Raw genomic sequence first — 20,343 nt, 5'->3', positions numbered from 1 at the left:
TATGAAAATATTATTAGCAGAAGACGATGAACTAATTTTAAAAACTATTGAACATAAACTTAAGAATGAAGGATATGATATCATTCTATGTAGAAATGGCAAAGAAGCTATAGACCATATTGTCAGTGATCCACCTGACTTAGTGGTAACAGACATTATGATGCCATTTGCATCAGGTATTGAAATACTTTCTGCTATACAGCAGCATAATTTATCCATAAATGTGATCGTCTTATCCAGCTTGGGTCAAGAGGATGTCGTGGAAGATGCTTTTATACTAGGCGCATCAGATTTTATGGTCAAGCCTTTTAATCCCAATGAATTAGTCTTAAGAATTAAAAGACTATTACGTTTTAAGTAAAATGATAATTCTAAAAATCCAACTTTATAATCTGACTCTGGCATTAGTGGTACTCCTGCTATTGGTTATATTACTTATAATAGGAGTTATCATTTATGGGTACCGAAATTATCAATTTATAAATAATGCACAGCTGTGGAAAAAGAGAATAGAAGAAAAAATTAGCTACTCCATTTTTAATGGGACATATAACCTATTAAATGACACAGAATTTTTATCGCTATTAGAAAACAAAAATTTTAAGAAAATTTTCATATCAGTTTTGATTGAATCGGATCAAAGGTTTGTAGGTGATGCGCACAAAACATTAAAAGAAATTTTTCATGGCCTTAAACTAGATGATTTAGCTTGGGAGAAACTAAAGAGCAGCAATAGTTATCAAAATGTACGTGGAATACAAGTAATGACTGCAATGAATAATCGTGATGCCATTGGTACAATTACGAACCTTTTGGATCATTATAATCCCTACGTATATTCAGAAGCACAGTATAGCATAGTACGTTTTAACGGATTTCAAGGTCTCTCATTTTTGCAATCTTTGGAAAAGCCATTATCAGAATGGCAACAAATGCGATTATTACAAGCGCTACATAATGTAGCAGAATCTGATTTTCATGTTGTATCAAAATGGTTAATCAGCACCAACTTATCGGTCATTGATTTCGCTTTAGCTTTTATACGAAAGTTTAGAATTCATACCGCCCATGATAGTATTGTCGGCTTGCTGAATCACAACTCAACGGATATTAGAATTAGTGCAATTAAAACGCTCCAAACTATTGAAAATCAAGAAACATTAAGCATACTTATAAAGAGCTACCCTCTTCAGAATGAAAAAGTGAAAGTTCAAATTATAAAATTTATAGATCGCTCAGGGAATAATACGCAAATTCCATTTCTTCATTCAGTATTAGAAAATGAAAGTGATATCCATATCTACATAAATACTGTCAAATTATTGAAAAAACTGAATGAACAGGACTATCTTACTAAGAAAATAACAGACGTCAATCTTGCGCCCGAATATAGACAGGTGTTGCAAAATGCTTTATCAAAATAATTATGATAGATTATTCACATTTTATATATGAAATCGTAGTATGGCTATTTCTATTATATTCAATCGTCATATTCTTAATATATTCTTGGGTAGGAATTTATGCTTTTGGGGCACTAAAAAAATATACAGACCTTAATCAATATACCGACTATAAATTAATAGCAAGTAATCCTAACGCACCAGCTTTTAGTATAATAGCTCCCGCATATAATGAAGCCCTAACAATTGTTGATAATGTAAGATCACTGCTTTCATTATACTATAGTAATTTGGAAATAATTATAGTAAACGATGGCAGTAAAGATGATTCAATTGATAAATTAGTTAAATCTTACAACTTAGAGCTAATTCCCTTTGACGTAGTTCAAGTAATACCTACAAAAGAAATAAAAGGGATTTATAAAAGTAAAAATCCCGCATTTAAAAAACTCATAGTTGTAGATAAATACAACGGAGGTAAAGCGGATGCTTTAAATGTTGGTATAAATGTATCCAGTGGAAAATATATTGTTTGTATTGATGTGGATTGCATTTTAGAGCAAGATGCACTACTAAAATTAGCTAAGCCATTCATGGATCAAACCGATGAGCGTGTTATAGCTTGTGGTGGAGTTATCCGTCTAGCAAACAACTGTAAAATTGTAGACGGAAAAGTTGTAGAAGTTAATCTACCTAAAAAATGGCTAGGAAGATTCCAAGCCTTAGAATATATACGTGCTTTTGTGCTGGGGAGAATGGCTTGGTCAAGAGCATCTGGTCTTATTTTAATTTCTGGTGCTTTTGGTGCCTTTGATAAAGAATTAGTATTGAAATGTGGTGGATATGATCCCAAGACAGTTGGTGAGGATATGGAACTTGTAGTTAGAATGAGACGCTATATGGAAGAGCAAAAGCAAAAGTACAAAGTTCTTAACATATCGGACCCACTATGCTGGACGGAAGTACCAGAATCAACTGATATTTTAAAAAAGCAGCGAAATCGATGGATGAGGGGAACTATAGAAACCCTATGGAAACATCGCAAACTTATGTTTAACCCCTCATATGGTCGCTTAGGTATGATAAGTATGCCATATTGGTTCTTTTTTGAATTTTTAGGTCCTTTAGTTGAATTTCTAGGTTATTGTATTTTTATTTTATTCTTAGTATTTGGAATTATAAATTGGCCCTTCTTTTTCACACTATTCATATTAGTTATAGCCTCGGGAATACTATATTCAATTTATGCTATATTACTGGATCTGATGTCTCACCAAGTTTATACAAAGAGAAAAGACTTATTGACATTAATTGGCACTGCAATACTTGAACCATTCTTTTTTCATGGAAGAGTTGTCATGGCTGGCGTATCGGGATTAAGAGACTATTTTCGAAAACAGCACAGCTGGGGTGAGATGACTAGACAGGGATTTCAACAGTCTAATGAAAATGAAAGTATATGGATTCAAATTAAAATAACAGCTATATGGGCATTAAGAAATTATGCGCCTATTGCATTCGTTTTTTTAATTCTCTATATGACCAACGTGGGGCTTGAGGCTTACTGGTATAACACCAAATTTGATAATCAAATTTATTCAGCAATATATTTTAATCTTTTCATTGATAACCTGGTTTTTGTAATACAATTAGTTGCAGCTTTTAGTATTTTGTATTTATTATTGTTATATCTAGGTTTTAGGTATATAAACACTTTGATAATAGCGATATTTTCCATTTTCATTGTAATACAAGTAATACTTTTCCTTTATTTTTCAGAATCACAAAACTTACTGGGAGCTGACATTTTTTTTTATAGTTATGACGAATTGAAACAGATTCTTAAAAGTAGTGGAATGTTAAATCTAAAAAACATTGCCCTGCTTTTACTAGTTATACTATTTGCGGTAATCCCATTATTTTTTGTAAGCCGCTATAAATTCAATACACCTTATGCTGGAGCTATTCTTACAGTGACGGGCTTAATATTAGTTTTCTTACCTTTTAAATTCACCAAAAATATTGAAAATAGAAATGAATTTTACGCTCATGCATCAGTAAGCAAATGGAAATACTTTTTGGAGACTAATTTTTTCAATTACGTGGAAGAAAATTTCCCTTGGGCTAATAAAATGAATGTAGTAGGTAAACAAAATATTAATAATTTGGAACCATATCCATTTTTAAGGAAAGAAGATACTAAAGACTTTTTAGGAAATTATTTAGCAGCCTCGGAATCAACGCCAAATTTAGTAATTCTTATATTGGAGGGGTTGGGGCACGCCTATAGTTCATCAAATGGATATATAGGGAATTTTACCCCTTTTTTAAATTCGTTGAAAGAAAAATCTCTTTACTGGGAGAATTGCTTAAGCTCTTCGGGAAGAACTTTTGCAGTACTTCCAAGTATTCTCGGTTCACTACCCTTTGCAAAAAATGGATTTTTAGAATTAGACACATATCCTGTTCACTTCAATCTACAGAATATTTTTAAATATAATGGATTTCAAACCAGTTTTTATTACGGTGGAGATGCTTCCTTTGATAACATGAAGAAGTACATGCAGCACAACAACATAGATAACTTAATGGATATAAAAACTTTTAAGGAGCCTTATAAAAAACTTCCTTCACTAAATGGAGAAAGTTGGGGATATGAAGACCAAGCGGTTCTAAATAAAATGCTGGTTTCTACTCCACAGAGTTCATCATACTTTAATCTGTTGCTTACGCTATCCACACACAGCCCGTTTTTGATTAATAATCAAGAGTATTTTGAAAAACTAGTAGAAAATCAGATCAAAATACTAGACTTAAAACCAGACAATATTAAGCTGGCTAAATCTTATAAAAAGCAACTCGCATCAGTAATGAATGTAGATGAAGCTTTAAAAAGCTTTTTTGAAGAGTATAAAAAACGTTCAGATTTTGCAAATACCATCTTCATTATTACAGGAGACCATAGCATGCCAGAGATTAATCTGCAAGACAAAATAGATAGGTATCATGTTCCATTAATTATTTATTCACCTTTGCTAAAATCTTCCGCTACATTCAATCAAGTTGTGAGTCATTTTGATATCGCGCCAACGTTACTTGCATTTTATCGAAATAATTATGCTTTCAAAACGCCAAATCAAGTCACCTGGATTGGGAAAGGTCTAGAGACTGGAGCAGCACCAAATAGTAACGGTATTCCAATAATGCAAAGTAAAACCCAGCAGCAAGATTTTGTATATGCCAATTACCACATGGTGGAAGGAAAGGTATTTAACTTGAACACGAATTTAACTGAAGAAAAAAATGAAATTAAGTCAGTAGCAAAACTCTTATCAAATAAGTTTGATGAGTACAAGGCAAAAAATGAAAAGTTGATTTCAACGAACTTTCTCATACCAGATTCCCTCTATAATAATTTTTTTAATGCTACCAAGGATATAAATTAGTCAATTTGTAGTATCGAATCCAATTGAGAAAATCAAAGTAATGTATTTAACAAGAGCATTTATAAGACTTTTTATAGCTGGTTTAATTATATCCACTTTCAATCAATGTGTAGTGAGAAAAGTAAATATTAACACCCCAAAAGAACGTCAAATCATTTTTTCTGGACATAAGTGGTTAGTACGTAATACCGGGGCTAATATAGTTGGTCCCGGACCAAATTTATTTAGCAACTCAAAAGAAAATGTTTGGGTAGATAAAACAGGTAAACTACATCTACGCATAATAAATAGAAAAGGTCTTTGGTATTGTTCAGAGGTTACATTGGATGAGAAGGTAGGACATGGGAAGTACATTTTTCACATTAGTTCCTCTTTATCATCTTTAGATGAGAATGCCGTAGCGGGGCTATTTACCTATTTAAATGACAATCAAGAAATTGATATTGAATTTTCGAAATGGTCAGATGTTACTAACCAGAATACTCAATTTGTGGTGCAACCCCACGATAATCCTGAAAATATTTTCCGATTTAATATAGATGATTATCCAGAACGCACTGTGCATAGCTTCGAATGGAAAGAAGAAAGCATTTCTTTTGAAAGTATTCGGGAAACTCATCCACAAGTACAAACAATAGCTAAATGGACATATAAAGGAAACAATATTCCCAAACAAAGTGAAGAAAGGTTAAAAATAAACTTGTGGCTCTTTCAAGGTAAAAGCCCCATTTCTAATAATATTAATGAGCTTATAATAGACAGCGTCAAATACATTCCCTTTAATGAAATTTCGTACAGATGATCCTCTGCCTCTGCAATCACATCTGAGTTAACTAAAATAGGCAGGTGACTAATGTGAACTACCCATTTGCTAAAGACAAATGGGCTTCGGGCTTCACAGACTTGTGCTTTGTTGCCAAAGTCTTATTTGAGTCTCCGCCCGTGTAATCGCCAGTTCCTGACGATATTATTTTTAATCCTTCTTTCAGAATGTTTTTTGCAGCGTTTAAATCACGGTCTAAAACGTGTCCATTTTCGCAAGTCCATTCTCTTATTGAAAGATTTAAGTCTTGATTTATCCAACCGCACTCACAGCAGGTTTTACTTGATGGATAGAAGCGATTGATTTTTACAATCTGTTTATCGTTCCAATCAGCCTTGTATTCAAGCAACCTAACGAAAGTTCCCCAACTTGCATCAGAAATATATTTTGAAACTTTATGGTTTTTGACCATACCTTTCACATTCAAATCTTCTAATGTAATTAGGGTCTGCTGAAAAAATCATTGAGTTTTTCAGCAGACCCTAATTAAAGTGTCATTTAATCTTCGTTTGCAAGTATCGTAAAAAGTTACTTGTCGGTCAGTTAAAAGATGATATGCGTTCTTTTGTCTTAAACATTACTTCTAATTCAGATTTTCAAATTGAAGTGTTTGAATCTGGTTTAGACCACATCCATTTTCTTATTCGTTATATCCCTCGTGTTTCAATTACTTCTATTGTTCGCAAGTTAAAACAAGAATCTACTTATTACATTTCGCGTTCACCACACAGGTCATTCTTATTTAAACATTTTTGGAAAGAACATACTTTCTGGTCTGATGGTTATTTTGTTTGTTCAATAGGTGAAGCATCTCCTGATACTATTCGTGAGTATATTCTCAATCAGGGTTAGTCGCTTACATCCCACAGGCTAAAGACCTGTGGGTTTTACGCTCCGTTTAATAAATCCAGAGAAAGTAGCTCATATGAAACAGCTTTCATGTGATTATATTTTTTGAATACTACCGTTTAAAACTTTCCCATTGTTATTAGTAAATCTTCCATACACGATTAGCTTAGATTCTGCATTCTTAAACTCCACAGTACCTGAACTATTAATATTCAAATCCCCGTAGACAACAACCTCACCATCGATTTCTAATTTCCCATTTATATGGAAGGTGGTATTCGCCGAATTTTTTCCTTGAGCTAAATTCCCTGACACTCTTAATACACCTGAACTATTTAAATTAATATTACCCTCAACTACAGAGGCGCCATAAAGATTAGTAATGGAATTAACATTTAAGTTTTTAGACGCTGCTAATGTTCCATATACATCTAACTTTCCATTTGAGTTAACATTTAAGTCACTAGAAGTTACACTTAACGTACCGCACCAAGTTAATGCTCCGCCTATATTTACGCCTTGGAAAGCACGTACTCCCGAGAAGTATCTAACATCATTTGAATTGATATTGAACCAACTATCATTTCCAGAATAAATAGGATATGCACCATTACATGTTGGAACCTTTGGTGTAAGATCAATCATTTTTAAAATCTTTAATCCCCCTCTCCCTGATGCTACAAAAACAAAGTTATTTTTACTTATCACAAAATTGCTGGATGTTAAATCCATTCCGTTAAAACTTGCCGTCCCAAGTAAATTTGCTGAACCAGATTCACCAGAAAAATTATAAATAGCAATACCTGCACCTCCATTGGCAGTAAATAGTTTATCACTGTTTACCGAGACTGCATTTACTACAACATCCTCTGGATCTAAATTTAAATCGTTGCCTGAATAATTTGGAATCCCATGCTGCTTAATTAAATTTCCCGATTGTATATTATAAATTCCAAATCCGTTTTTACCTTGTGGAACAATGGCCATATTTTGATGTAAATCCATTGTTCTTTTGGATTCTGCCGTGTTTGATTCAACAGAAATATCCTTCTCATGGACTAAAGACTCATTATACACTTTTAATACCCCTGTACCACTTAAGGCAATTACTTTCGTACCATTCTCTTTAACAGATCTTAAGTCAGGAATAGTTATAGACATCTCAACATTTCCATTTTGTTTATTAAGTTTTGCTAATACACCGCTCATTCCTCCTGATACGACAAAATTAGCACCTTGCTTTCCAGAAATTATATCTAGTGCAGAAGGACCTGGAAGATTTTGGAATTCATAATTACTGCCAAGCATACCATTATTTAAAGTCAAGAAAGAAGACCAAGCAGAAGTCGATAACTCTGCAAACACATCTCTATTTGCTGCCCCAGCTATTAATAACTTATTCCCATCCACTTGTAAAGCATTAACATCTACATCTGGTAGTTGAGCACTTACAACTAATTTTGGGTTATTAATATCTGAAATATCAATAACATCTACACCCCCTAAGTATTTGTCTCCCTCTGTATTATAACTTACGTATGCATAAGATCCCTCTATAGCAACATGCGTGGATCTCAACTTCTCACCATCGAAAGATGGTGAAGAAACTTCTGAAACCAATGCTAATGCAAAGTTTTTGTCTGATGATGTTAGAATTACTGACTGCTCATTATCACCACTTCTAAATTTCATACCATTTGCAGATGGCGTTTGAAAATTTAATAAACCTGCATTTTTACTAGACACACGTTGATTCAATGAATTTAAGTTATTGTTAATAATAACTTTATCTTTTGAAATTGAATCAGATTTATCACAACTGGTTACTATTAACAGTAATGCTAAAACACTGAAAGCTAAAGAAGAAAATATTCTCATATGTATAATATAATTAATGGCACAAAACTAACCATATTTAATATCTTAGTAAAGCTAAAAATCTCACATTTTCTTACAAAGTAAAAATTAGTAGCTGCTTAGCTACTTTTGAAATATGAAAAATAATTCATTTTATTCTTATTAATGTAGTGTAGAAAAACATATCTCTTTCCATAATTAACAGTGGTCTACTAACGCAACACCCCCACCAAGACGCTTTAGCCACCCTCTGCTATTCTTTTGTTAGGTTTAACCGACCCCGCTACTTTGCGCCAAGAATAAGATAAAACAAAATCCGATTCCACATATACATTTGATTAAGTTTTCTTGCAGTTATTTATTAGAGTTAGTACAGTGCTAAAAAAATGGCCCAACAATATGGGCCATTTCACACTAAACAAAATATACTTGAAACAAAATATATCTCAAAATTCAATTTGTCAATAGCATACCATAAATAATGTCCTATAGTAATCTATCTCCAATAAAAAATCAGGTCATATAGAGAATGCCATTTGGAAGTAGGAATTATGGCCTAAAAAAAATTTTAGACCATAAAATTCAAACCTAAATTAACAACTGTAAAAAACGTGATTATTTATACTTTCATTTTTGTATAAATTCAATACTTTCTTAACCATATTATAGCTACCAGCTATAAATGGAATCTTTTGGTGATATTCTCTAGGTATAACATCGAGAATGGGAACCATCCCATCAATTGCTAGCCCTCCGGCCTGCTCTATTAAAAACGCCATAGGATTACACTCGTACATGAGTCTGAGCTTACCTTTGGGATACAAGCTTGTTGAGGGATACATAAAAATTCCTCCAAACATTAAGATCCTATGTATATCTGCCACCATTGATCCGATATATCGGGACTTGTAAGGAAGTTGATAATCTTCATCAGATTGCTTACAAAAATCCAAGTAATTACGAATTTGAGATGGGAAATTGCCCCAATTACCCTCATTAATAGAATAAGATGAACCAGATTTGCAAATCTTAATTTTTTCATGGGTTAGTAAGAATTCTCCTAAATTTTTGTCAAAAGTAAATCCACATACACCTTTTCCAAAGGTAAGAACTAACATAGTGGTCGTTCCATATATTAGATATCCTGCAGCTAATTGTGTACGCCCCTTAAGAGTAGATATTTTGTTTGTATCTGAACCGTTGAATATGGAGAAAATCGTACCAACCGAAACATTGGCATCAACATTTGAAGTGCCATCTAGAGGATCAATAAAGACATCAAACAATTTCTGATTTGTATCTATACTTAATTCGATTCTCTGTTCACATTCTTCTGAAATTAAATACCTACATAACCCGCTTTCTTTTAAAATATTTAAAAAAATTTCATGCGCAATAATATCTAATCTATGTTGATTTTCACCATGCGAATTTTTCTCTTCCATATATCCCCCTGCTACACCATAAGAATTATTTTCAATGTGGATTTTCAATTTCTTTCCTCCTAAAGAAAAATCCATAAGGGTCTGTGCTAATTCTATAGAGATTGTGTTATCCTTTACGCGCTCCAAGCAGTATTGATATAATGTTTTTAACATCGTCACTAATTTAGAATATCAATTGTTAATAAATTTGATGCATTGGCCTTAATTACCTTTTTAGAATTGTCTTGTTGTTGTTGTAGCTCATTTGATAACCAACTTGCATAACCCAACACTTGCATGCTATAACCATATTCATTATCATACCATACGTATAATGTTAAACTTTGACCATCTGCAGATATTCTAGATGCACAACCATCAACTACTCCCGCTGAAATGTGACCAATAATGTCTGATGAGACTAATTCCTCCTCAAATAATAAATCAATCTGCTTATGCTTTGTGGGTGTAGATGATCTTTCCATAAGCTTTTGGTGTACACTTTCTAAATTTGTTTTCTTTTTTAAATTCAACATAAGTATTGCTAGGGAACCACTCGCTATTGGAACTCGAATAGCATTAGAGGATAGTTTTCCTTTCAAATTTGGAATTATTTTAGACACAGCATTACCCGCGCCAGTTTCAGTAATGACCATATTTAGAGCTGCCGCCCGACCGCGCCTACTTTTACTATGCATATTATCTACTAAATTTTGATCATTGGTATAAGCATGAATAGTTTCAATATGGCCTTTTTCTATTCCAAATTCAGAATCTAATATGTCCAATATTGGAGTTATGGCATTTGTAGTACACGAAGCTGTAGAAAATATTTTCGAATCAGAGTCATAAACTTTTTGATGATTGACACCATAAACAATATTAGGTATATCATTAGCTGGGGCAGTTACGATGACTCTAGAGATTGATTCATTTCTCAGGTGTTTAGATAAACCACTATAGTCTCTATATTTTCCAGTATTATCTATCAAAATTGCATCTTGAATTCCGTAAGATGAATAGTTTATCTCCTCAGCGTTTTGAGCACTTATAATTTGAACTTGTTTACCATTAATTATTAAACTGTTACTATATTCATCTATATCGACTCTTCCCTTAAATGCACCATGAATCGAATCCTTTTGTAGTAAGGATGCTCTTTTTCTCAAATAATTGATATTTATAGGATCTCTTGTGACTACAGCCTTTAGATTAAGCTGTATTTGTAGAGCTGGATCAGTACATAATTCTCTGGCAAGTAATCTTCCAATACGGCCAAAGCCATATAATACCACGTCTTTTGGCTCAGCACAATTATTTAAGTGCATGTACCATAATTTGGCTACTATAGTTTCTCTATTTAAAGATTTAATTTCTTCAAGACTATCTTTTAATAAACCAATATCTATAACTCTTGGAAGCTCCGGTAATTGAACCAACTCCTTAAGGATTTCTAAAATTTTATTTAACCCATTTTGTTGTTTTGTTACTTGATTTTCACAATAAAACTTCAAGAGGAAATCTATTTTTTCATCTACTAAACTATGTCCATAGAAAAGACAGAGAACACTCCTATCCTTCCATAAAATATTTGAATATAATGTAATAGTAAGACATTCATATCGCTGATCTCGATATTGGTCTAAATAATTAGTTAAATTATTGCTCATTTATTAGTTATTAATTGAGCCAAAATTATCGCTTAAAACGGTGAAAGAAAAACGTTAATTAGTAATTTATCAATTTTTAACATATTATTATTAATTTTTTGTAATTTAATATTACAATTAAGGTTGTTTTTTACCATTTTGTTAACAATAAGTCTTCCCTATTAAAAACATTTAAAGCAACTATAAGTCCATCAAGTGAACAGACTTACTTTGTCTCAATGGATTGATAAAAAATATGGTATAGTATATCAAAGGCACAAGTCTATAACTTGCTCGAAAGGTTGGAATTGCCCATTAAAAAGAAAAGGGTTAGAGTATAAAGTATTAGCACACTTTAACTAAAATTAACGAAGAAACAAGTCAACTTATTGAGGTGTGTTTGTTGCATAGGGTATATCCGGTAAAGAACAGTTTATTTTGTTCAAAACCCTATTCTTGCTTAAAAAGCAGCTGTTCTTGTTTTACTGGAGTTAGGTCTTCTTCACAGCGTATCTCATCCGAGCGGTCAGTTTCAATTTCACACCTAGTTTTTTCTTTATGTTTTAAAGGTGAATCAATTATGCCTGCATCAACAATTGTATCTGTTTTTACGATGCTTGATTAGCTGCTTGTTGAATTCTTTGAAAAATCTTCTCATAAACGGATTTCTCTATCAGTTCGCTGCGAAATCGGCTTATGGCACTGTGGTCAGGAACATAATTGTCTAGGCTGGTCCTACAAAAACAATCGATCAATATTTTCATCTTATCAAAAAATCATGCTGGATTTAATGAGTTTGAACCATAGAATCTACAAAACTTAATTTCACTCTTTTTCATAGACCTCTAACACTGAAAGAAAACACCAAAACAAATATAATCCACTGTTAATAATGAGTTTAAAAAATACCCATTACAGCGGATCTTAAAGGGCTATGAAACACGTTCAATAAACTTATTTATCTCATCCTGCATAGCTGGACGTCTTTGATATATAACTTTCCATTCAATACACTGGTTATTTAAAGCATTTCTTCCAGATGGAATATCATTATAGATTAAATTTACTACCCTTAATAAGTTCTTATAAGCAGATCTATCAGATGCAAATTCGGCAAGTTGCTCTAATAAAGGAAGATATAATTTCATTAAGTCTTCTGGATATAAATCCTTTAAATAAGAATGATATTGAAGGATTATATTTAATTCCGTTTGTTTCTTTATAAGCTCGATCAACTCTTTATACATTTTTTCTTGAACAAAAATTGGACCTAATGAGATCAATAATAAATAATCTTCTGATTGCCATTTATTGGCTTTTTTTGCTTTTTGAATTTTGTTACGAATAGATTTTATTTTATTTTCAATTATTGATGGCCATTCTTCTGCAGAATATGTATTCTTCCATTTTTGATAATCAGCACTACTAAAAGTTGGATCAAAAGCCAACTTCTCGTAATTCTTTCGTAGAGTTTTGTTGTCACCCTGAATTTCTGCAATCCGAAGTAGATTCCTCTCCCATTGCTTAACTAATCCAAAACTATGATGTTCATTAGCTAACGAAATACCGTCTTCAATTAAAGTTATTGCACTATCGAATTCTTGCATACTAATCAACTCTTCCACTAGAATTTGCCGAACAGCAGGTAAGTGCAGATATTCATAGATTAATTGCATCGCATATTCTTGATTATTTTCTTCGAAAAGAAATAATATGAGTTCAACTACAAAAAATTCGTGCTCATAAACATCGCCATTGACTCTTGTAGCATATATTCTTTTCTCTGCAAAATCAATGAAATCAGAACTCCTATTTAATTCAGAACACAGGGTGGAATATATATTTATCAAAGTATGCCCACACTCTCCAAATTCATAATACATGGATTTTTGAACTTCAACTTTCAATAAATCAGTAATACGTTCTTTTAAAGAAAATGGTGCCTTGGAAATTATTTCAAGTAATAAGTCTATACTGGAAATAATTACATCTGCAATTGAACCACTACTATCATCTGTATATTCTAAAGCAGGCGTTACTTCTTTAATAAATGTCATAGTAAATTTAGAAGCATCAAGCAAATTATTATTTTTCAAATATTGCTCACCTGACTGCAAGAACTTAGACAGTTCTCTTGCTAATGCATTGCTACTGCTATAATCGATATAATTCCATTTAGAATATTTTTTGATAATACTTTTTATTTGACTTTCCACCATTTGAGCCACATCATAGTTATCATCCTTAGATGAGAAATAAAACTCAAAATCAGCCTTAAAATTTTTATTTGCTTTACTATAATGAGTTATAAACTCACGTAGTTCCCCCTCATTTATTTTTTCTAGAAGACGTTTAATTGTTAACTTTTGAGCCTTATTTGTCTTATTGTGTTTTTTTAATTGAATATTTTTCATCTCGCTTATACTAAACAATACGGCCACAATATGCTTACAGATACTACTATCATGTGGACAATCACATTCACACTTAGTGATACTCGAGCCACTTATACTGATTTCTACAAAGTATACATCAGACCCAAGCACTACAGCACTCCAACCACCATCATCATATTCTTCAAGATCATCTACAAATTGATTATCAAAATACTCCTTTCCGCGCTTAAGGATGTCTTTTGGCACGTACTCTTGAAAATTCTCAATATTCATCGAATAATGTTTGTTTATTAATAAATGTACTCGAAAAAATTTAAATTTCAAAACATTCACCGAATTCTATTTCGTAATATTAAAGTGAGTTCGGGATAATAAAGTTTTCAAGGATACTGCTGAACGGATACAGAATATGAAAGGTTTAAAGTTGAATCAAACTGATAAAATAATGCTCAGAAAGAGAGCTATCATTGAATATATAAATAATGAACTCAAGAAGATTTGCAAGCTACAGCATAGTAGTTACCGGAATGTCAATAACTTCGTATTAAATATTTTAGGAGCATTGGCAGCTTGTGCTTTTTTTTAATAAAAAAATATTAGAAGAAAGCAAAAATAAGCAAAACGGTTAAGACCGTTCATATACAGTGGTTTATAAAAAGTGAGGCAAAATTTAGAAGTAGGTGTCCGACAAGTTTTATGCTTAAAATGACAAGGTTAGGTTACTAAATCGTTACTGAATACAACCAACCGAACGATAATATAAAAATCTATATTTCAGTCATTTGCACCACTTTTCATATTCCCTTGTAACTCAATTAAAGTTAATTTTAAACGTTAAACAATTGAGTTATGGAACAAGAGAAAAGATCCACGTTCAAGCTGCTTTTCTACCTGAAGAACAATGAACCTAAGAAGAACGGGAACGTCCCTGTTATGGGGCGTATCACTATTGAGGGGGAACCAAAATCCTTTAGTACCAAACTGGACATCAACCCCAATAATTGGGATTTAAAACACGGAAGGTTTTTGGGCAAAAGTACCCAGGCACTGAGTACCAATCTTAAATTGGATAATATACGGGTGCGTATCAATAATATTTACGATGATATGCTCAAAGATGAAGGCTTTGCAACTGCTCAAAAAGTAAAGCTATCATTTTTGGGAGTTGGTGTTATGGATGATGCTATCCTTAAAGTATTCAAGTACCAAAATGAGAATTTTTAAAGAATGGTCAGCAAGGGCAAGCGTTCTCAAAACACCTTTAATAAATATAAGACTATTTATAATCACCTTTCCAAATTTATCAGGGAACGCTATTACAGGGAGGATATGGCGTTTCGGGAACTTGCCTCAGTTTATCCGAGAGTTCGATTTCTTTCTGCGCATAGATAAGGAATGTACGCATAACACGGTTTGGGTTTACACCATATCGGTTATTTCATTGGCGAAACTGGCGATAAAAAAAGGCTTGATTCGACAAACCCTTTTCAGGATTATGAAATCAGCATGGAAGAAACTGATCGCAGCTATCTTTTAAAATAGGATGTAGAAAAGTTAATGCTTCTAAAACCGTCCAAGTCCAAATACGAACTTGTAAAAGACCTCTTTATTTTCAGTTGCTTTACAGGGCTTTCTTATATTGATATTCAAAAGCTGAAACGGAGCAACATACACTCCTTTGATGGCCACGGCCAGCTGATGCGTGTAGGCACAAAGAGCGAGATCGTGGTGCTGAATTTGAAACCTCAGAATAGAAAGTAACCGGTTTTAAAAAACAGTTTACCCGGATATAATGACTTCATCAACCTTTCTTTCCTCCATCCCATTAAGCGTAATCTCCCGATGTTGCAAGCCCCATTCCACCATTTTTTGGATGACCTCATAAAGCTGCTCACCTGAAGGTGTCAATTCATACTCGATCAAAACCGGTGTGGAGTTAATCACATTTCTCCTGACCACGCCGTTGACTTCTAGCTCTTTCAGCTCCTTGGAAACCATTCGGGGCGTAATATCCGTAATCGCCCTTTGTATATCCGTAAAACGTTTTTTACCACTGAGCAAGGTGCATACCACCGCCAGCTTCCATTTGCCGCTCACCACATTCAGCGTGTCTGTCAGTGCCATGATTAAACCTCTGTCACACTTCATAATACTGAATACTTGCTATCCATCATTTCAATTATTTTGTTCGTAAAATTCCTGTCAACAACTACTTTTATTTATATGAACTATACATCTGTATAGCACTATACAATCGTATAGTCATATAGAATGTATAGCAAATATAGGTAACTTTGTCAAATTGGAAAATAGTAAACAAATATAAAAAATGATTTTAGTAACGGGAGCCACAGGGCATTTGGGAACAGCGGTAATAAACCAGTTGTTAAAACATACCTCGACAGAGAACTTTGTTGCATTGGCGAGAAGCGAGGAAAAAGCAAAGGCATTGAAAGATAAGGGTGTACAGGTACGCATTGGCGATTTTGACGATCCCGCATCGCTGGAAAAAGCCTTTGCAGGAATAGACAAACTTTTACTGATTTCAACAGTAGCTCAAAACAGGAGCGAACAGCAAAAAGCCGTAGTAGAAGTTGCCAAAAAAGCGGGTGTACAACATATTGTTTACACTGGTGTTTCGCTAAAAGATCTGAGCACATCCGCTATCAAATGGTTGATGGCAAGCCATTTCGAAACAGAAGATGCCATCAAGGAAAGCGGCTTTGTTTATACGTTTCTCCACAATGCGTTGTACACCGATGTGACACCGATGTATGTGGGAGAGCACGTTTTTGAAACCGGAATTTACCTGTCTGCCGGTGATGGCAAAGCACCGTTTGCCCTCCGCAGGGAAATGGGAGAAGCTCTTGCCAATGTTTTGTTGCAGGACGGACACGAAAATAAAACCTATGAAATAACAGGCAGCGAACTGTATTCGTACACCGATGTAGCTCAGGTTCTTTCGGAATTATCAGGCAAATCGGTTTCTTACACCAATGCCGACCCAACAGAGTTTACTGAAAAACTAAAGCAGTTTGGCGTCCCCGAATTTGCCATTTTACTAACCGCCGGTTTTGCCGAAGATCAGAAAAACCACCAGTTTGAAGAGGTAACAAACGATCTGGAAAACCTTTTGGGAAGAAAACCTTTGGCATTGAAAGAAGCATTAAAAGAAATCTATAAGTTGTGACAGCCCATACGACCTCATTAATGGTAAAATCTTACACCACCACACTCAGCATTTTCCGGGTGTGGTGATGTATTTTAGACTGTTTTTATTTTGTTAGTTTTGCATAAATAATTCATCTGACAGATTGATTAAGAATATCCAATATTTCTTGCCAGGTCAGATGCACATAAAAACGATGCAAGATTTTGAGTACATAAAAATTGTTCCTGACGAACGGCTCTCCGGTTTTGTGGAGAGTTTCCTGCTATGTGCCAATCATACCGATGAAGATAAAGAAGTCATTATTTTTCCCGATGGAAGAGTGGACATTATGTTTAGCTGTACACATCAGGAACCATTGGTAGCCGAATTATTTAATCTGGATAAAAAAGCAACGCGGTATATTTTCAAAAAGCAGACAAAGCTTTTTATGGTATGTCTTACCTTGCTCGGTGCCGAATACCTGCTCGGATACAACGGGACAGATTTTGGAAAAGATGAGATTCGGCTTCCCGCAGGTTTTTGGGATATTTATAAAGAAGACCTTACAAGCTTAGATAGCTTTCCATATAAGGTTTCGGAAAACTTTTGGAAATATTCCCGAAAAAGATGGATGAAAGAAAGCGACAGCTTTTTGAGCTTATCTATTCGACAGGTGGTATGGCGTTACCAAGTACCCTCCTTACAGCAAGAAAAAACTCAAATGGCTAAAATCGCTTTTGGAACGAATTTCTTAATGACACAACCAAAGAACACTCCGTAAAAAATCAATTTAATTTTGACGATGGACATTACAAACCTTCCCGAAGATCTATGGGAACATAACGAAACTCATACTTCGGATTTGCAAATTTTCAATTACGAAGTGTATAAGAACGGTTCCAGAAACAAGATTGGCCTGAATAAAAATGTATTCAGTTTCTTATTGGATGGTCAAAAAAACATTCACTTTTCTAATGATATCATTTCAATCAATGAAACACAATCGCTACTTATCACATCTAATAATGTTTTGGTTACCGAACTGGTAGGTGTAAGTTCATACAGTTGTTTACTCTTCTTCTTTACTCACAAAAACATCACCGATTTTTTATTGAAAAATTCCCATTCTTTCAGTCAGAATGCCTCAGATAAAAAGATAACGGATATACCTTATTTCCTTTTAGAGAAAGACAATTTTATCATCCATTATATTCATTCGCTCCAACAGATTTTTGGTTTACAAAAATCTATATCTCAAAAGATTTTGGAACTTAAATTTCAAGAAATAATGCTTTATCTGGCGGATAAATATGGGACGGTATTTTTAGATTACTTACATTATTTACTAATCAATGAAAGAGAATTATCATTTAAAATGGTAATTGAAAAGAACCTTTATACAAACTTGAATATTGACGAAATAGCCTTTCTGTGCAATATGAGTGTCTCTACTTTTAAGAGAAAATTTATAAGTATATACCAGAAATCTCCAGGGAAATGGTTTCAGCAAAAACGGCTTAACAAGGCCAAAGAATTGTTACATAATAACCAAGTCACACCTTCCGAAATTTTTCTGGACTTTGGCTATGGCAGCTTGTCAAATTTTAGTGCAGCCTTTAAAAATGAATTTGGGTACAGCCCCAACCACATCCACTCAAACTGACCTCTTTTCATAACTTATTGAACCAAACTAATAAACGAAGCAGCGCTGGTTTTTCTAATTTTGTATGATTAAAGAATTGTTTAACTAAAAAATAAAAACAATGAAAAAATTAGGATTGTTAGTTCGGTTGGAAGCAAAGGCCGGCCAAGAAAAAAACGTTGAAGATTTTATTACAGGAGCATTACCGCTTGCTCTTGAAGAAGCCGGTACCGTTACGTGGTATGCATTCCGTATTGATGCTTCTACTTTCGGTATTTACGATACTTTTTCAAACGAAGAAGGCAGAGAGGCACACCTTGGCGGTAAGATCGCAAAAGCATTAATGGAAAATGCACCAGACCTATTGGCAACAACTCCTTCTATTGAAAAATTGGACATTTTAGCTGCCAAATAGCCTAAGATAATACCATTATATTTAAGGCTGGATTTTGCGAAAACTCAGCAAAATCCTCCCTTAATTGTTCAAAAATATATCTTCTCTTCCTCATTTTTTTAGATATCTAAAAAATCAACCCAAAAAAGCTTACGTCCTTTGCATTATCAAATTTAAAGTGATGTAAAAGGTAAAAGAAACCATGGATAAACACCTTGTCTTCGTTGCCGACAGCGATTGAATCAATACCGTTTTCCCGATGCTGGAGGAGCGGCCCAAAGATGACTGTTTGTATGGGGAGCATTTAACGCTGCTCTATGTTTCCGACAATTATGGGCTTGTCTTCAAAGAAGAACTGGATATCCTGACCAAACGTTTTCCAACTCGTTTTTTTGACCTGCATTTAAAGATGTTCTTCGATAATAACCTTGATTTTTATAAGTACTATAGGACAAACATTACGTACATGGACGATAAATACTTTATCAGAAGTAATTATGATATTAAATACACCCTTGACTCATACTATTTTGAATCAGATTCTAGGTTTTCTACTTCAAACGATTTTAAAGTGGCAAAAATTCTTGCAAATATGATACTCCCTATTTGCTGGACAACTTTTTACTAAACTAAGATATAATTACGATACATTTTTAATTTCTTGATAGAACTTTTCATCGGGAGTTATCCGGCCTAAAGATTTGTGCCTTCTTTCCGTATTGTAAAATGATACGTACTCTTTAATTTGGCGGTACAAATCGACACCTCCATTGGGTGGATTGAGGTATATCTTCTCTCTTTTCAGGGATCCCCAGAATCTTTCAATGTAGATATTGTCCAGCGCTCTACCTTTGCCGTCCATTGATATCTTAATCTCATTTTTCTGTAAGGCTTTCACAAAAACTTCAGATGTAAACTGAGATCCCTGATCGGTGTTGAATATCTCGGGCTTACCATGAGTTTGGATCGTATCGACCAACACATCCCTGCACCATTCGGCATTCATCGTATTGGACACGTCCCAGCTCATTATTTTTCTACTGTATACATCTATGATTGCAAACATATACATAAAGCCTTTAAACATGGGTATGTACGTGATATCTGCCTGCCATACCTGAGCAGGCCTTTCGATCTTAAGGTTCCTGAGTAGGTACGGAAATTTATAGTCTGCCTTATTTAATTTGCTCAAGTTCTTTTTAGGATGTATGGTTTTCAGGTTCATGAGCTTATACAGCCTACGAACTCGCTTATACCCGACTAAATAACCTAGATCTTGTCTCAAATAATCTGTCATCCGCTCTACCCC

General features: G+C 33.8%; 18 protein-coding genes and 2 pseudogenes. 12 read left to right on the top strand and 8 right to left on the bottom strand.

Translation table 11 applies throughout. The features are described from left to right. Nucleotide 1 precedes the first annotated feature (1 nt). From FLS47_RS11685 to FLS47_RS11670, 4 genes are read left to right on the top strand one after another with little or no spacing between them, the layout of a single operon-like run. Nucleotides 2-361 carry a response regulator transcription factor gene (locus FLS47_RS11685; protein ID WP_149914554.1) on the top strand — a complete coding sequence of 120 codons (360 nt, stop codon included), beginning with the start codon at nucleotides 2-4 and terminating at the stop codon, nucleotides 359-361. Between the two features lies 1 nt (nucleotide 362). After that, nucleotides 363-1,424 carry a HEAT repeat domain-containing protein gene (locus tag FLS47_RS11680; protein WP_149914553.1) on the top strand — a complete coding sequence of 354 codons (1,062 nt, stop codon included), beginning with the start codon at nucleotides 363-365 and terminating at the stop codon, nucleotides 1,422-1,424. 2 nt (nucleotides 1,425-1,426) lie between these two features. After that, nucleotides 1,427-4,849 carry a sulfatase-like hydrolase/transferase gene (locus tag FLS47_RS11675; protein WP_149914552.1) on the top strand — a complete coding sequence of 1,141 codons (3,423 nt, stop codon included), beginning with the start codon at nucleotides 1,427-1,429 and terminating at the stop codon, nucleotides 4,847-4,849. A 40-nt stretch (nucleotides 4,850-4,889) separates the two neighbouring features. Next, a complete protein-coding gene (locus FLS47_RS11670) occupies nucleotides 4,890-5,651 on the top strand; it encodes a glycoside hydrolase family 16 protein (protein WP_149914551.1) in 762 nt (253 codons plus the stop codon). 58 nt (nucleotides 5,652-5,709) lie between these two features. Here the strand turns inward: FLS47_RS11670 and FLS47_RS11665 are convergent, their stop codons facing one another. Further along, on the bottom strand, nucleotides 5,710-6,114 hold the full coding sequence (locus FLS47_RS11665; protein WP_262713874.1) for a transposase: 405 nt from the start codon (nucleotides 6,112-6,114) through the stop codon (nucleotides 5,710-5,712). A 56-nt stretch (nucleotides 6,115-6,170) separates the two neighbouring features. Between FLS47_RS11665 and tnpA the strand changes: the two are divergent. Further along, nucleotides 6,171-6,524, top strand: a pseudogene (tnpA, locus tag FLS47_RS11660) (IS200/IS605 family transposase); the annotation flags it as partial. 93 nt (nucleotides 6,525-6,617) lie between these two features. On the opposite strand, the gene FLS47_RS11655 reads toward tnpA, so the two are convergent. From FLS47_RS11655 to FLS47_RS11635, 5 genes are all read right to left on the bottom strand, one after another. After that, on the bottom strand, nucleotides 6,618-8,399 hold the full coding sequence (locus FLS47_RS11655) for a hypothetical protein (RefSeq protein WP_149914549.1): 1,782 nt from the start codon (nucleotides 8,397-8,399) through the stop codon (nucleotides 6,618-6,620). A 572-nt stretch (nucleotides 8,400-8,971) separates the two neighbouring features. Then, nucleotides 8,972-9,976, bottom strand: coding sequence for a class 1 fructose-bisphosphatase (locus FLS47_RS11650; RefSeq protein WP_223225258.1), 1,005 nt, complete (start codon nucleotides 9,974-9,976; stop codon nucleotides 8,972-8,974). A gap of 5 nt (nucleotides 9,977-9,981) precedes the next feature. Beyond that, entirely contained in the window at nucleotides 9,982-11,472 is a 1,491-nt protein-coding gene (locus tag FLS47_RS11645) for a glyceraldehyde-3-phosphate dehydrogenase (RefSeq protein ID WP_149914547.1), read from the bottom strand. Nucleotides 11,473-12,059: 587 nt separating this feature from the next. Continuing rightward, nucleotides 12,060-12,215 (bottom strand): transposase, encoded by a 156-nt coding sequence (locus tag FLS47_RS19055; protein WP_149914546.1) that lies wholly within the window; start codon nucleotides 12,213-12,215, stop codon nucleotides 12,060-12,062. 168 nt (nucleotides 12,216-12,383) lie between these two features. Then, nucleotides 12,384-14,120: an SWIM zinc finger family protein gene (locus FLS47_RS11635; protein WP_149914545.1), complete on the bottom strand. Its 1,737-nt coding sequence runs from the start codon at nucleotides 14,118-14,120 to the stop codon at nucleotides 12,384-12,386. Nucleotides 14,121-14,250: 130 nt separating this feature from the next. Here FLS47_RS11635 and FLS47_RS11630 point away from each other — a divergent pair. Further along, nucleotides 14,251-14,430 (top strand): annotated as a pseudogene (locus FLS47_RS11630) (transposase); the annotation flags it as partial. Nucleotides 14,431-14,696: 266 nt separating this feature from the next. Then, the gene (locus tag FLS47_RS18580) at nucleotides 14,697-15,071 is read left to right on the top strand and encodes an Arm DNA-binding domain-containing protein (RefSeq protein ID WP_223225257.1); all 375 of its coding nucleotides are present in this window, start codon (nucleotides 14,697-14,699) and stop codon (nucleotides 15,069-15,071) included. Between the two features lie 555 nt (nucleotides 15,072-15,626). Here the strand turns inward: FLS47_RS18580 and FLS47_RS11620 are convergent. Further along, nucleotides 15,627-15,971, bottom strand: coding sequence for a winged helix-turn-helix transcriptional regulator (locus FLS47_RS11620; RefSeq protein WP_223225255.1), 345 nt, complete (start codon nucleotides 15,969-15,971; stop codon nucleotides 15,627-15,629). Nucleotides 15,972-16,176: 205 nt separating this feature from the next. Between FLS47_RS11620 and FLS47_RS11615 the strand changes: the two genes are divergently transcribed. The 5 genes from FLS47_RS11615 to FLS47_RS18890 all read left to right on the top strand — a co-directional run bounded on the left by FLS47_RS11615 (nucleotide 16,177) and on the right by FLS47_RS18890 (nucleotide 19,662). After that, the gene (locus FLS47_RS11615) at nucleotides 16,177-17,037 is read left to right on the top strand and encodes an SDR family oxidoreductase (RefSeq protein ID WP_149914542.1); all 861 of its coding nucleotides are present in this window, start codon (nucleotides 16,177-16,179) and stop codon (nucleotides 17,035-17,037) included. 175 nt (nucleotides 17,038-17,212) lie between these two features. Beyond that, nucleotides 17,213-17,779, top strand: coding sequence for a hypothetical protein (locus FLS47_RS11610; RefSeq protein WP_149914541.1), 567 nt, complete (start codon nucleotides 17,213-17,215; stop codon nucleotides 17,777-17,779). A gap of 21 nt (nucleotides 17,780-17,800) precedes the next feature. Further along, nucleotides 17,801-18,661 carry a helix-turn-helix domain-containing protein gene (locus FLS47_RS11605; protein WP_149914540.1) on the top strand — a complete coding sequence of 287 codons (861 nt, stop codon included), beginning with the start codon at nucleotides 17,801-17,803 and terminating at the stop codon, nucleotides 18,659-18,661. A gap of 100 nt (nucleotides 18,662-18,761) precedes the next feature. Next, the gene (locus tag FLS47_RS11600; RefSeq protein ID WP_149914539.1) at nucleotides 18,762-19,055 is read left to right on the top strand and encodes a putative quinol monooxygenase; all 294 of its coding nucleotides are present in this window, start codon (nucleotides 18,762-18,764) and stop codon (nucleotides 19,053-19,055) included. 238 nt (nucleotides 19,056-19,293) lie between these two features. Beyond that, nucleotides 19,294-19,662: an RteC domain-containing protein gene (locus tag FLS47_RS18890; protein ID WP_149914538.1), complete on the top strand. Its 369-nt coding sequence runs from the start codon at nucleotides 19,294-19,296 to the stop codon at nucleotides 19,660-19,662. A 12-nt stretch (nucleotides 19,663-19,674) separates the two neighbouring features. Here FLS47_RS18890 and FLS47_RS11590 read toward each other — a convergent pair whose 3' ends face one another. Then, nucleotides 19,675-20,331: an IS3 family transposase gene (locus FLS47_RS11590; protein ID WP_223225259.1), complete on the bottom strand. Its 657-nt coding sequence runs from the start codon at nucleotides 20,329-20,331 to the stop codon at nucleotides 19,675-19,677. Between the last annotated feature and the right edge of the window lie 12 nt (nucleotides 20,332-20,343).

The organism is Sphingobacterium cavernae, assembly GCF_008520265.1.
GTDB classification, from domain to species: domain Bacteria; phylum Bacteroidota; class Bacteroidia; order Sphingobacteriales; family Sphingobacteriaceae; genus Sphingobacterium; species Sphingobacterium cavernae.
This window is presented reverse-complemented; position numbering and strand designations above follow the sequence as displayed.

What these genes read in the sequence shown, in the direction of transcription:
- FLS47_RS11680 (WP_149914553.1), top strand. Translation starts at nt 363, where the DNA reads ATGATAATTCTAAAAATCCAACTTTATAATCTGACTCTGGCATTAGTG.
- FLS47_RS11615 (WP_149914542.1), top strand. Translation starts at nt 16,177, where the DNA reads ATGATTTTAGTAACGGGAGCCACAGGGCATTTGGGAACAGCGGTAATA.
- FLS47_RS11600 (WP_149914539.1), top strand. Translation starts at nt 18,762, where the DNA reads ATGAAAAAATTAGGATTGTTAGTTCGGTTGGAAGCAAAGGCCGGCCAA.
- FLS47_RS19055 (WP_149914546.1), bottom strand. Translation starts at nt 12,215, where the DNA reads ATGAAAATATTGATCGATTGTTTTTGTAGGACCAGCCTAGACAATTAT.
- FLS47_RS11650 (WP_223225258.1), bottom strand. Translation starts at nt 9,976, where the DNA reads ATGTTAAAAACATTATATCAATACTGCTTGGAGCGCGTAAAGGATAAC.
- FLS47_RS11610 (WP_149914541.1), top strand. Translation starts at nt 17,213, where the DNA reads ATGCAAGATTTTGAGTACATAAAAATTGTTCCTGACGAACGGCTCTCC.
- FLS47_RS11655 (WP_149914549.1), bottom strand. Translation starts at nt 8,399, where the DNA reads ATGAGAATATTTTCTTCTTTAGCTTTCAGTGTTTTAGCATTACTGTTA.
- FLS47_RS11590 (WP_223225259.1), bottom strand. Translation starts at nt 20,331, where the DNA reads ATGACAGATTATTTGAGACAAGATCTAGGTTATTTAGTCGGGTATAAG.
- FLS47_RS11620 (WP_223225255.1), bottom strand. Translation starts at nt 15,971, where the DNA reads ATGGCACTGACAGACACGCTGAATGTGGTGAGCGGCAAATGGAAGCTG.
- FLS47_RS11605 (WP_149914540.1), top strand. Translation starts at nt 17,801, where the DNA reads ATGGACATTACAAACCTTCCCGAAGATCTATGGGAACATAACGAAACT.
- FLS47_RS11645 (WP_149914547.1), bottom strand. Translation starts at nt 11,472, where the DNA reads ATGAGCAATAATTTAACTAATTATTTAGACCAATATCGAGATCAGCGA.
- FLS47_RS18890 (WP_149914538.1), top strand. Translation starts at nt 19,294, where the DNA reads ATGCTGGAGGAGCGGCCCAAAGATGACTGTTTGTATGGGGAGCATTTA.
- FLS47_RS11675 (WP_149914552.1), top strand. Translation starts at nt 1,427, where the DNA reads ATGATAGATTATTCACATTTTATATATGAAATCGTAGTATGGCTATTT.
- FLS47_RS11685 (WP_149914554.1), top strand. Translation starts at nt 2, where the DNA reads ATGAAAATATTATTAGCAGAAGACGATGAACTAATTTTAAAAACTATT.
- FLS47_RS11635 (WP_149914545.1), bottom strand. Translation starts at nt 14,120, where the DNA reads ATGAATATTGAGAATTTTCAAGAGTACGTGCCAAAAGACATCCTTAAG.
- FLS47_RS18580 (WP_223225257.1), top strand. Translation starts at nt 14,697, where the DNA reads ATGGAACAAGAGAAAAGATCCACGTTCAAGCTGCTTTTCTACCTGAAG.
- FLS47_RS11670 (WP_149914551.1), top strand. Translation starts at nt 4,890, where the DNA reads ATGTATTTAACAAGAGCATTTATAAGACTTTTTATAGCTGGTTTAATT.